Below are 13,600 nucleotides of genomic sequence, written 5' to 3' on the forward strand. Positions count from 1 at the left end.
CCATACAAAGGAGTTTCACGTGCTTCTATTTTTTAGCAAGCTTTTACTTTAAATCAAAACGATCAGCGTTCATTACTTTCACCCAAGCGGCGATAAAGTCTTTAACAAACTTTTCTTTATTGTCTTCTTGAGCGTACACTTCTCCAATTGCACGAAGAATGGAGTTTGAACCAAATACTAGGTCCACTCTAGTTGCTGTACGAACGACTTCACCAGTCTTGCGGTCACGCCCTTCATACACATTACCGTCTACAGGCTTCCATTCTACCCCCATGTCAAGAAGGTTCACGAAGAAGTCGTTCGTAAGTGTTCCTACGCGATCGGTGAATACACCGTGATTCGTCCCACCGTAGTTCGTACCAAGAACTCTCATACCACCGATAAGAACAGTCATTTCTGGTGCTGTAAGGCCTAGAAGCTGTGCCTTGTCTACAAGAAGTTCTTCTGAAGAGACGGCGTACTCCTTCTTCTGGTAGTTACGGAAACCATCAGCAACGGGCTCTAGCACGTCAAAACTTTCGGTATCCGTTTGCTCTTGTGTTGCATCCCCACGTCCAGGAGCAAATGGAACTGTTACATCAAATCCTGCTTCTTTTGCAGCTTTTTCTACTGCCGCAGATCCACCAAGTACAATCAAGTCTGCTAGGCTAACCTTCTTGTCAAGGTGACTTTGGATGTCTTCTAGTACAGAAAGAACCTTTGTTAATTGTTCTGGTTGATTCACTTCCCACTCTTTTTGTGGAGCAAGACGAATACGAGAACCATTTGCACCACCACGATTATCTGAGCCACGGAAGGTACTTGCTGAAGCCCAAGCTGTTGTTACAAGCTCACTAATTGTAAGTCCAGAGTCAAGGATTAATACCTTGATTTTTGCTACCTCTTCTTCCGTTAATTCATAATCAACCGCTGGTACTGGGTCTTGCCAGATAAGATCTTCTTCTGGAACTTCTGGACCAAGGTATCTTGATTTAGGACCCATGTCACGGTGTAAAAGTTTGAACCATGCGCGAGCAAATGCATCAGCAAACTCATCAGGGTTTGCGTGGAAACGACGTGAAATCTTTTCGTATATTGGGTCATGGCGTAAGGCTAAATCAGTGGTAAACATCACTGTCGGAACTTTAGCTTCTGGATTTGCTGCATCTGGTGCAAGGTCTTTTTCTGCCGGGTCTACGGCCATCCATTGATATGCCCCTGCAGGACTCTTAGTTAACCACCATTCATATCCAAATAATAAATCAAAGTACCCATTATCCCACTGTATTGGATTAGCTGTCCATGCACCTTCTAAACCACTAGTGATGGTGTCTCCACCCTTGCCAGAACCATGTGTACTAAGCCAACCTAAGCCTTGTGCTTCAATAGGAGAAGCCTCTGGATCTGGACCAACTTGAGTAGCATCTCCTGCACCGTGTGCCTTGCCAAACGTGTGTCCACCTGCAATTAGTGCAACAGTTTCTTCATCGTTCATTCCCATACGTCCAAACGTTTCACGAATATCGCGAGCACTTGCAATTGGATCTGGCTTGCCATTTGGACCTTCTGGGTTTACATAGATAAGTCCCATCTGAACGGCAGCAAGAGGATTCTCAAGCTCACGATCTCCTGTGTAACGGTTATCTGCTAGCATTTCCGTTTCAGAACCCCAGTAGATGTCTTCTTCCGGATGCCAGATGTCTGCACGACCGGCTCCGAACCCAAACGGTTTTAAGCCCATTGATTCAAGTGCAACGTTTCCTGTTAAAAGCAATAAGTCAGCCCAAGAAATCTTGTTACCATACTTTTGCTTAATCGGCCATAATAGGCGTCGCGCTTTATCAATGTTCGCGTTGTCAGCCCAGCTGTTAAGAGGAGCAAAACGCTGATTGCCAGTTCCTCCGCCACCACGGCCATCACCAGTACGGTATGTACCCGCTGCGTGCCAAGACATACGAATAAACATTGGACCATAATGACCATAGTCAGCAGGCCACCAATCTTGGCTATCTGTCATTAGATTGTGAAGATCCTGTTTAAGAGCATCGTAATCTAACTTTTTGAATTCCTCTGCGTAATTAAAGTCTTCGCCCATAGGGTTAGATTTTTTGTCATGTTGATGAAGAATATTTAAGTTCAACTGGTTTGGCCACCAGTCTCGATTTGTTGTACCACTTGATTTAGGAGTAGTCGTGCTACCATGGTTAAACGGGCATTTGCCGCCGCTTGTAGTGCTAAAACCTTCCATTATCTCAATCTCTCCTTTTGTAATGTAAGTATTAGAATAATTACATCTATAAAAATATAATTATTACTTTATAATAACTATAATATAATATTGATTAAATTGAAAGAAATAACTTGTTAAAAACAGATTATTTTTGAATTTATAACGTACTAATAGAGATTATCTAGTTAATATATATGTTTAAATTCATATAAAAGAAGTCTAATCTTAAAGGAAATTAGAATGAATAATTGAGAATAAAAGTGTAAAAGGATACTTAGATGAGAATGGTGTTTACAAATAATAAGAGGAAATTACTAGAAAGTTAAATGCTAGAGTTAAGTGTTACCGTCGAGTTTCCTATTATGTTTAACAATTAACAAGTTCACTTGAGCTCTTTTATTTGTTAATATAAGAATATTTGTAAGAAGAGATAAGAGGTGCGGTAGTGGATTCTAGAACGTTGAATAAGTTTAAAACAGGAAAAGCTCGAGGATTGAGTTATGAGCACGAGTTACAAGAAAAAAGGGAACAGAAGCTGTGGAAGAGTATTGTTGAGCCACATCATTTGGAAAGTGTGCTTCACTCTCATTCAAAAACAGATTTGGATAAAATACGTAAGAATCTAGATTTAAAAGGAATCAGTGGTTTGAATAAAGGTGATTTAATAAAGGAACTGGTTAGAGCCATTCCAAATCAGTTATTCCGGATTCTTTCAAGATTCGATAAGGAAAGGTATGTACTTTTTAAAAATATAGTGAAACATTCAGGGAAGCTCCCATTGCCAAGGAATGTGTCTGTGAAAAAAGTGGAGGCTTTGATGGCTTGGGGAGTAATCTTTCCCATTCATTTAGAAGGGGGAAAAGGCTTAACAGTCCCTATTGAAATTATAGAACAATTCCATGCTTTAGAGGGTCAGGAATTACAAAAGGTCATTGACAGAAATACAGAGTGGATTCAGCTCACACAGGGCTGCCTCTATTACTATGGGGTTATGAATACTTCTCTTCTAGTTGATAGGGTTAGCGACTTAATGAACCGAGAAATAGATTTCTTAGAGTTTTTATATGTATTTTCTAGTGCAAGTGACTACTATAAACAAATCGCTTATTCAGGGTATGGTCTAGTGGATAAAAGAGTGATCGACCAGAAGGAGATTTTTGCTGAAATTGAAAAACGACCAAGTATCGATTACTTTCCTTTTACAAAACAGCAACTCTTAAAAGCTGGTAAACCAGAATACATTGAAAAAACACGAGAAATGCAACGCTTGATTCAATTTTTACAGCAATATTATGATTTGACTGCTGAGGAAAGAGATGATCTTGCAGAACAGTTAAATATCATGATATTTAATAATGGTAGTTTGAACCAAGCTGTAGAGTATTTTCAACTACGATTGGAATTTCCGGATATGGAGTTTTTCCAGGATCTCGCCTATTATCTGACAGAATTATTTAATCACTCTAGACGGTGGATATTAAAAGGTTACACGCCAAGGGAGATTTCTCAAGGAACGACTGCAACCTCTACGGTTCTAGGCAGTCAGTCTCAACCATTATCCAATATAATTGACTTTAAGAGTCGAAAGGCAATCGGTCGTAATGATCCTTGTCCATGCGGAAGTGGGAAAAAGTATAAGAAGTGTTGCGGGAAAGCTTGAGTATATAGATAAGTTTAGGTAGGTTCACTAAGTGAAAAAAAATGCATCTCCAATTGGAGACGCATTTTTTTTTCATTAGATAACAATCATACATACCGATCTCGCCCAGAAAACATTCCAAATACCGTTAAAATGACCGAGACAACAATCAGTATCAGTAAAGGGACGGTCCAAGAATGTGTTAAGTCAAAGAGATATCCGATAAACAATGGACCCACTGCTGCAAGAACATATCCTGTTGATTGTGCCATCCCCGATAAAGCTGCCGTCTGCTGGCCGGTTTGAGTACGGAGGCCAATATAAGTAAGAGCTAACGGAAAGCTACCACCTAATGCAATCCCAATAAAGATGATACTTACGATTAGAACGGGAAAGCTTGAGCTGAACAATAATCCACTATACCCTAGAACAGCAAACATCCCAAGGATAAAGGAAAGCCACACTTGTGACCGGAATCGACCCGCAAGGACCGGGATAACAAAGCTAGCGGGCAATCCTACTAGCTGTGTAAAGGATAAAAGCCAGCCCGCCGTTTCCAAGTTTATCCCATGACTATGTAAGATTTCCGTTAACCACGAAATCGTGACATAAAAAGAGAACGACTGAAAACCCATGAATATCGCAATTTGCCAGGCTAGTGAGGAACGCCATATCAGCTTGGAAGACGTTCTTTGCATCAGTTGGCTTCCATATTTCTCTTTTTCCCTATACTTAAAAAGGAATCCCCACAAGATAAGAGCAATTATCACTGGGATCCCCCAGACGATTTGCGCTCCCTGCCAACCAAGATCCCAATCAACGGCTAATGGCACGCTAATTCCTGATGCTAAAGAGGCGACCAACCCCATGGATGTAGAGTAAACACTGGTCATCAGCCCGAACTTCTTGGGAAAACGTTCCTTTACGACCGCGGGCAAAAGGACATTTCCTATCGCGATGCCAAAACCGACCAAAAGGGTCCCTGTAAAAAGTAAAAATGGCGTGGGAACCGAGCGAATGGCAATGCCAATCAAAAGAGTGGTTAACCCAATCAATAAGGTCCGCTCATTTGTCAGCCGAGCCGCTATCTTAGGAACGAGAGGGGACATGACAGCAAACACGAGTAAGGGCAGACTCATTAAAAGTCCTGCACTCCAGTGTGCCAGTCCAACATCCTCTTGAATCATCCCGACCAAAGGACCTAGAGATGTAATAGCTGGGCGTAGGTTAAAGGCAATAAGAACAATACCAGCAATCAATAAATATATATAATTTGAGTGTGTAAATGCCTTGGTTTTTAGTAATTCCATAAAGTGATCCCCCGTTAAGACAAACTTTCTACAGTATACCATACATAAAGTAGAGGGTTAATAAAACAAGTCCCAGTTTCGAGAGGTGCTGGTCCTTATTTCATCCCCTATAAATAACTATGGAGGTATTCCCATATATATATGAGTAAAAAGCCAACAGGAGAAAAAAATTGGATAAACAAACTAGCAAATTTAGATGGGTTGTATTTGCTTCTGTACTATTTACTTATTTATTGATGGCGAGCCAACGAACGGCACCGGGACTAATTACAGATCAAGTGATGAGGGATTTTCAGGTAACAGCCTCAACGATAGGATTACTGACGAGTATACAATTTTTTGTCTACACGGGTTTGCAAATACCGATGGGATTATTGGCTGATCGGTATGGTCCTAATTTTTTCCTCATTGTCGGTGCGATCCTTACCGGTGTAGGAACGATCATTTATAGTCTTGGTACTCACGAGATTGTCCTGTTTTTTGCGAGAATATTGACCGGGACCGGGGATGCGACGATTTGGGTCAATATGGTGTTAATACTGGGTCAATGGTTTAATGGAAAGGAATTTGTCCGATTAATTGGTCTAGCGGGTATGACAGGAAGCCTTGGGTTCCTTTTGGCGACTGTCCCATTTTCTGCATGGATTAGCTTACTTGGGTGGAGGGCAGCGTTTTTTTCAGAGGGATTGCTATTATGTTTGTGTGGGATTCTTCTTTATATTGTCCTTTTAAAAAAACCAAAACAACTTTCTCTGACAGAAACGGCATCTGTAAAAAACAAGATACCACGAGAAAAAACAATGGTTTTACTCAAAAGAATCTTTTCTAATCGACAGGTATGGGCTTTATTCTGTTGTCATTTTGGAGTGGTCGGTGCGTATGTAGGATTTATCGGTTCTTGGGCTGTCCCGTATGGGATGGATGTGTATGGTATGACAAGATCAGAGGCGAGTCAGTTTATCATGATTGGTTTGATCGGGGCATTAATCGGAGCGCCGTTAGCAAGCTGGATTTCAAGTCGGTTAGGAACGATTAAACTACCTTATGTAATGGTTCATATCACCATTTTAATGAGTTGGTCTTCTTTTCTCTTCTTTCATGGCCATCCACCCCTTTTCATGCTTTTACTGCTCTTCTTTATCATTGGCTTTGGATTTGGGGCAAGTGCCTTAACCTTTGCACTCGTCCGTCAAACGTTTCCGATGATTGAATCAGGCCTTGTTTCTGGAATTGCGAATACCGGGGGGTTCCTAAGTGCCGTCTTGCTTCCAAGTATTTTTGGAGTCGTTTTGGATTATTTCCACTCTGGTTTAGGTAATAGTGATGGGTACTATTATGGATTCATTACTCCTGTTATCTTCTCTCTGGTTGGCTTGATGGGAGTGAGTATGTTTAAGGAAAAACGTCAAGAGAATGGATATATAACTAGTAACCAAACTTCTTGATTGTTCAAATTTTTTTTACTATTTCGAATGCGTTTCCATATCTTGTAGATTCATGCTCTTGTGAGAATAGACCGATGTCATTTTAACTGTAAACAATTGGATGAAAGGAATATTATCCTATTGATTTCGCTATTTGAACAGAATAGAATGTTCACTGTAAACAGAATTATGCAGGATTGTGACTGGTTAAGCAGGCAAGACCTAAATTGTGTAAGGGCAAATTGTACCTTTTTGGTAGATTCGTCCATGCACATTTTAGGTCTTTTTTTGTTGTCAAAAATTATAAATGACAAGTCTTTAAGCTGTAATCCTGCTGTAAAAAATGGAGGTTAATAGGGATGAAGAAAACTAGCAAATGGAAAGGCCTTGCTTTGGCAACAGTGATTGCTGCAAGCAGCATTGTTACACCAGCCATGGCCGCGGAGTATCAAACGTCTGTCTGGTCACGCCAGCAAGCGGAAAAAGTAAAGCTGACAGAAGAAACAACGGCACCAGAGGTGGATTTGGAGTTTGATCTTGTCGCACCTGACCAATGGGTATGGGACACATGGCCGTTACAGGAAAGAGATGGTTCTCTAGCAATCGTGAACGGCTATCGAGTTGCTTTTGCTTTGGTGGCACCACGTAGCCTAGGGTGGGGCGAGCGACATACGGAAGCAAGAATTGGAATGTTTTATTCTAAGAACGGCAAGGATTGGACCTATGCAGGAATTCCTTATGAGTATGAAAATGCTAAGGGATATATGCAATGGGCTGGTACAGCAATGCTTGATGAAGATGGAAAGGTGCATTTGTTTTATACAGCAACTGGGGACCGTGAGAACTGGGATTACAACGGATGGGATAAGAGAGCCGTCCAGCGTCTTGCTAAAACCACATTTGGTATTGAGACAGGTAAAGATGGCGTCAAGCTGACAAATGAAGGAGAGCATGAAATCATCCTTGAAGCAGACGGCAAGCATTATGAAACGATTGAACAGGCAGATAGCCCAATTATTACAGCATTCCGTGATCCGTTCTTCATCCAGGATCCGAATACAGGAAAAGAATACATCCTTTTTGAAGGGCAGGCTGGAAGCGACAGAGATTATATCAAGCCGGAGAATATTGGTGATGAAGATTACCGCAGCACGCATTCTGTTCCTGAAGGCGCAGAAAAATTCAACGGAAATATTGGTATTGCTGAAGTGCTTGATGAAGATGTAAGTGAATTGAAGCTTCTTCCTCCATTGCTTGAATCAGTTGGTACGAATCATCAGTTAGAACGTCCGCACATGGTAATCAATGGCGATGAATATTATCTATTCACCATTAGCCATACATTTACATACGCTCCTGGTTTAACTGGACCTGACGGTGTATACGGATTTGTCAGTAACGGGTTGTTCGGCGAGAAAAAGCCAATGAATGAAAGTGGTCTTGTGATAGCAAACCCATCAGAGAATCCTTACCAGGCTTATTCATGGATGGTCCTTCCAAACCAACAGGTCATTAGCTTCATCAATGAACCTCTTGATGAGAATGGACATGTGAAATTTGGCGGTACATTCTCTTCTACCTTGAAATTAAAGCTTGATGGAGAAGGTTCAAAAATTATGAAAGAAGGAAAGACAGGCGAAATTAAGCCATTCGGTGCGAATCGCTAATTTATTCAAAACTGAGAGGGGATTGAAATGCTAAATAACAAAAAAGCACTATCAGCAGTAGTATTGGCAGCAAGTGTGATTATATCTGGTTTTAACGGCTTATCAACAAAGGCGGATGAAACCGTAACGACAACCAATTGGACAAGGGAACAAGCTTCAAAAATAGAATTGAATCAAGATAATACCTTGCCATATACGGATATCTCGAAGTTGGAGAAATTTGCACCTGGTTACCATGTTTGGGATTCATGGCCTTTAACCGACCGTGATGGGAATATTGCTTCCATTAAAGGCTGGAAGGTATTGTTTGCTCTATCAGCTCCAGACAACGTGCTACCAGGTAAAGTCCATGATATTGCAACCATTCGTTATTTTTACTCAAAGAACGGAAAGGATTGGACGCTTGGCGGGACTCTCTTCCCAGAAGGAGAGTCACTGGGTTCACGCGAATGGGCAGGATCTGCCATGATGGATGATGGCAAAATTCATGCCTTCTATACAGCAACAGGCCATAGAGGAGAAGCTCCGCTTACGTTTGAACAGCGATTGGCAATGGCAACAGCCGATATCGTAGCTGACAGCGAGGGTGTCCGTTTTGAAAGCTGGGGAGATCATAAGATCATCATGGAGCCAGATGGCGTACACTACCAAACGAAGGAACAGGCACAGCAAGGAGAAGGAGGCGGCTATGCTTTCCGTGATCCGATGTGGTTCAAGGATCCAAAAACAGAAAAGGAATACATTCTGTTTGAAGGGAATTCTGGCGGTGCAGTAGGGGAGCGTACATTCAAGCAGGAGTATGCTGGAAGCACCGAATACACGGATAAAAATCCAGTACCAGCAGGTGCAGTTCACGCAAATGCCAATATTGGAATTGCAGAGGTTGTGAATGGAGATCCTTCAAACCTGAAGATGCTTCCGCCGCTTTTGGAAGCTAATTATGTAAATGAAGAGCTGGAACGTCCACATATCCTTGTGAAGGATAAAAAATATTACCTATTCACAGACAGCCATATCAATAAATATGCTGAAGGACTACAAGGACCAGAAGGACTGTATGGGTTTGTGTCTGATACATTGACTGGCGGATATGAGCCGCTTAATGGAAGTGGGCTGGTCATGGCCAATCCTCCAGAAAATCCTTACCAGGCCTATTCATGGCTTGTCCTTCCGAATTTGAATGTGGTAGGATTCGCCCACTTTGGTGATTTAGGTAACATGTCAATTGGCGATGTTGGAAACCAGGATCCGGAATTCCAATTCAGCCATTTTGGCGGTACAATATCTCCAACTGTGAAACTATCAATCAATGGATCGACAACAAAGATCGAGAAAGAATTCAACCAAGGTTGGATCAAACAATAATGCTTTTGGTCAGCTGATTCCTCAGGATCGGCTGACTATCTGTCTATATGGGGGAGAGAAACGAACTTGTGCAGAAGCAAGTTCGTTCTCGCGTTATAAAAAATGTTACAAAAATCAGGACTCGACTATGGGGGACTATATAAATGAAAAGAAAAAAAGAGAATACTGGCAAAATTTTTATTGCTGCTTTCATTGGACTTTCCTCTCTACTTACACCTATGATTAGCACAAGTGTTTCTGCTAGTGAGAAAATGGAAACATTTGACTGGACACGTGAAAGTGTAAGTAAATTAGTAATCAATGACACGAATACAGCGGCAGAAATTAATAAAGAAGAGCTAGAGGAAATCACATCAAATTCATATATTTGGGATACGTGGCCCCTTCAGGATAAGAATGGACACCCTGCTGTGGTGAATGGATATAAAATTATTTTTGCTTTATCCGTTCCTAATGATGTACTTCCAGGCAAACGACATGATACAGCTGAAATTGTCTACTTTTATTCAAAGGACGGAAAGAGCTGGGAGCCAGGAGGTCAGGTGTTTAAGGATAGCGACGCATTGGGTTCTAGACAATGGGCAGGTTCTTCGATTGTCGATAAGGATGGCAGACTACATATGTTCTATACAGCCACAGGCAGAAAAGGTGAAAAGCAATTAAGCTATGAACAGCGAATCGCTACTGCCTCAGCAGAAATCAGTACAAAGGGAGATGGGGTTGCTTTTCAAGGCTGGTCTGCGCATGAAGTCATCCTTGAGCCTGAGGGAGAATTTTATCAGACAATGGAGCAGACGGGTCTAGGAGAAGGATCTTACGCATTCCGTGATCCGTATTTTTTCCAGGATCCAAAGACTGGTGAAGAATATCTATTATTTGAAGCGAACTCAGCGGGCAGATTAGAGGACCGTTTTTTAAAGGATGAATATATTGGGTCGGCGGATTTCCGCAACCACCAAGAAATCTCCGAAGACTCCAAAGCCTTCAATGGCAGCATTGGTATCGCCAAAGCAGTGGATGGAGATGTTACTAATTTTGAATTGTTGCCTCCATTGCTCGAGGCTAACTATGTAAATGAAGAGCTTGAACGTCCAAGCATCATTGTAAAGGGCAGTGACTACTATCTATTTGCCAAGACACACAGCGAAAAATTTGCACCGGGTCTAAACGCTCCAGAAGGATTATATGGATTTGTTTCCAGTTCACTTCGTGGAGCTTATGAGCCGCTAAATGAAAGCGGACTGGTTATTGCTAATCCAAGTAATCAGCCCTATCAAGCTTATTCCTGGATGGTCATGCCGAATGGAACGGTGGCTAGTTTTGTAAATTATACGGATGTGGATGGACTGGATATTCATGAAATTGGTGAGCAAGCCCCCGAATATCAAATGGAGCACTTCGGCGGAATGCTTGCACCATCCATTAAGTTAGCCATTACACGTGATCGGACAAAGATCGTTCATGAGAAGAAGCAGGGCGTATTTAAATAAAAGGTCGTAGGGTGAGGAAAGATGGACATGAAAGATAGACAGAAACAGCCTATAGAGATTGCGCGCGAGCTGGTCTTATTACTAGGTGGAAAAGAAAATATCGCAAAGGTGACTCATTGTACGACTCGATTACGATTCGAACTTGTCGATGAAGGCCGGGTGAAAAAAACAGAATTAGAGGGATTGCCTTATGTACACGGCACCTTTTCTCGGCTAGGACTCTTCCAAATCATCATCGGGTCCGTAGCGATTAATCATGTCTACAGGTCTATCATGGAACTCACTCCTGCGTTTGAACCTGGCATAAAGGATAGTAAAAATAGAAGAATGAACCCACTGGTGCAACTAGCAAAGACTTTGTCCAATATCTTTGTCCCGATTATCCCAGCCATCGTTGCAAGCGGCCTGTTAATGGGACTCATAGGCATGATCAAGGTGTTTCAGTGGGTGCGCCCAGAAAGCCCGATTATGATTATGCTGGATATCTTTTCGAGTGCAGCCTTCATCATCTTGCCAATTTTAATAGGATTCAGTGCCGCCAGGGAGTTTGGGGGCAGCCAAATATTAGGGGCCGTAATCGGAGGAATCTTGACACATCCCACGCTGCTGAATCCTTCCATGCTTGGCTACAAAATGCCACAATATATGGAGGTTTTCGGACTTGATATCCCGCTTATAGGCTATCAGGGAACAGTGATCCCAATCCTGATTTCCGTATTCTTCATGAGTAAGATGGAACAGGGTCTGAGAAAAATGGTGCCTAGTTCGTTGGATATGTTTTTTATCCCGTTTCTAGTAATGATCTGTATTGGGAGTGTCTCGCTGTTAGTCATCGGGCCCGTCTCATTATTGATTGGAGATTGGATCACTATGGCTCTGGAACTCGTCTATAAATCAGGAGGCACCGTTGCTGGATTTTTATTTGGCGGTCTCTATTCACTTATTGTGGTCACGGGTTTGCATCATACGTTGCATGCGGTCGAGATGGAACTGCTTGCCGATCCGGACATTGGTGTCAATTTTCTGTTGCCGATTTGGTCAATGGCTAATATTGCTCAAGGAGCTGCAGGACTTGCTGTATTTTTCAGGACGAAAAATAAGAGAATTAAAAAAATCGCGATTCCTTCTGCTTGTTCAGCATTTTTAGGCATTATTGAACCTGTTATGTTTGGTGTGAATATCAGGCTTATGAGACCATTCATTAGTGCTGCCATCGGAGGTGCTATGGGGGGATCGTATGTTGTATTTACTCATGTTACCGCTAATTCATATGGACTAACTGGAATTCCCATGATTGCCATTGTAGCGCCATTAGGAAGCTATAATTTAGTCAATTATCTGATCGGCCTTGGTATATCTGCCATTACCGCTTTTATTGCAACCTGGATTTTGTGGGTGAAGGAAAGTGCAGATAACAGAAATGACCTCGATTGCACGAAAAACAGGAAGGTGAATGTAAGATGAAAATTAAAAAAGTCTTGAATAACAGTGCGGTAGTCGTGAAAGATAGAGACGGCGAAAAGATTGTCATGGGAGAGGGCATAGGGTTTCAGAAGAGAAAGAATGATAGGGTAAACGAGTCGAAAATTGATAAAGTTTTTGTCATGGAAGACCCAAACGAACACCAAAAATTTGAGGAAATACTACAGCTGCTCCCGGAAGAGCATATCCAGTTGGCTGAGGAAATCATCAGCTATGCGGAAAAGGAATTCAGCGTCACGATCAACGAGCATGTACATGTTGCTTTTTCTGATCATTTATCATTTGCCATTGAACGATTAACCAATGGGATATCGATTAAAAACTCGCTGCTTGACCAGATAAAAATTCTTTATGTGAAAGAGTATGAAATAGGACTTTGGGCAAGGGAACTAATTAGAAAGAGACTGGGGATAGAAATTCCAGAAGATGAAGTAGGAAATATCGCCATGCACATGCATACGGCAAGAATGAATATCGGTAACATGCAAGAAACGATTGATATCACCACAACCATTCAAGAAATTACCCGTATCATAGAAAGCCGTCTACATGTCAATATTGTCGAAGATTCAATGTCTTATGAACGATTGATCACCCACTTACGCTTTTCACTTAAAAGCCTGTTATCCAATGAATCTAAGCATGAATATGATCCACAAATGGCAAAAGTCATCAGGGAGAATTTTAAAGAAGCATTTTCCTGTGCACAAGAAGTTGGAGAGTTTCTAGAAGTGAAATATCGTATCGACTATCCAGAAGCAGAATTAATGTATATTAGTATGCATATTCAAAGATTCTATAATCGGGCGCTATTACAAAAATAGGTATCGTATTATAGATAAGATGAAATGTACCAGGGTATAACTTAGAGGCTGTTCCAAAAGTGTAACTTTTTGGTGCGCGCCTCTTTTTTATTATGATCTTTTAGCTAATGAACGTCATTACAACGAGAAAAGACTGAGGAAACGAAGTTCATCTGGCTCATGAACGTCATTTTAATGAGAAAAGACTGAG

Annotated in this window: 9 protein-coding genes; 7 read left to right on the forward strand and 2 right to left on the reverse strand. The window is 41.6% G+C overall.

Translation table 11 applies throughout. The annotated features are described in order from the left end of the window. Positions 1–43: 43 nt before the first annotated feature. Positions 44–2,227, reverse strand: coding sequence for a catalase/peroxidase HPI (gene katG / locus BKO01S_RS09140; RefSeq protein WP_066052151.1), 2,184 nt, complete (start codon positions 2,225–2,227; stop codon positions 44–46). 427 nt (positions 2,228–2,654) lie between these two features. On the opposite strand from katG, the gene BKO01S_RS09145 reads away from it, so the two are divergent. Next, on the forward strand, positions 2,655–3,869 hold the full coding sequence (locus BKO01S_RS09145) for a YecA family protein (protein ID WP_066052154.1): 1,215 nt from the start codon (positions 2,655–2,657) through the stop codon (positions 3,867–3,869). An 86-nt stretch (positions 3,870–3,955) separates the two neighbouring features. Here BKO01S_RS09145 and BKO01S_RS09150 read toward each other — a convergent pair whose 3' ends face one another. Continuing rightward, complete coding sequence (locus tag BKO01S_RS09150) at positions 3,956–5,158, reverse strand: CynX/NimT family MFS transporter (protein WP_066052157.1); 1,203 nt, start codon at positions 5,156–5,158, stop codon at positions 3,956–3,958. 170 nt (positions 5,159–5,328) lie between these two features. Between BKO01S_RS09150 and BKO01S_RS09155 the strand changes: the two genes are divergently transcribed. From BKO01S_RS09155 to BKO01S_RS09180, 6 genes are all read left to right on the forward strand, one after another. Beyond that, complete coding sequence (locus BKO01S_RS09155; RefSeq protein ID WP_066052160.1) at positions 5,329–6,603, forward strand: MFS transporter; 1,275 nt, start codon at positions 5,329–5,331, stop codon at positions 6,601–6,603. Between the two features lie 338 nt (positions 6,604–6,941). Beyond that, a complete protein-coding gene (locus BKO01S_RS09160) occupies positions 6,942–8,249 on the forward strand; it encodes a glycoside hydrolase family 68 protein (RefSeq protein WP_066052162.1) in 1,308 nt (435 codons plus the stop codon). A gap of 27 nt (positions 8,250–8,276) precedes the next feature. Then, positions 8,277–9,614: a glycoside hydrolase family 68 protein gene (locus BKO01S_RS09165; RefSeq protein ID WP_066052166.1), complete on the forward strand. Its 1,338-nt coding sequence runs from the start codon at positions 8,277–8,279 to the stop codon at positions 9,612–9,614. 143 nt (positions 9,615–9,757) lie between these two features. Continuing rightward, a complete protein-coding gene (locus BKO01S_RS09170; RefSeq protein WP_066052169.1) occupies positions 9,758–11,104 on the forward strand; it encodes a glycoside hydrolase family 68 protein in 1,347 nt (448 codons plus the stop codon). Positions 11,105–11,125: 21 nt separating this feature from the next. Continuing rightward, positions 11,126–12,568: a PTS transporter subunit EIIC gene (locus BKO01S_RS09175; RefSeq protein ID WP_066052172.1), complete on the forward strand. Its 1,443-nt coding sequence runs from the start codon at positions 11,126–11,128 to the stop codon at positions 12,566–12,568. Continuing rightward, entirely contained in the window at positions 12,565–13,410 is an 846-nt protein-coding gene (locus BKO01S_RS09180) for a PRD domain-containing protein (RefSeq protein WP_066052176.1), read from the forward strand. The genes BKO01S_RS09175 and BKO01S_RS09180 overlap by 4 nt, the downstream gene beginning before the upstream one ends. The last annotated feature ends 190 nt before the right edge of the window (positions 13,411–13,600 follow it).

This window comes from Robertmurraya korlensis NBRC 107688 (genome assembly GCF_001591645.1).
GTDB lineage: Bacteria > Bacillota > Bacilli > Bacillales > Cytobacillaceae > Robertmurraya_A.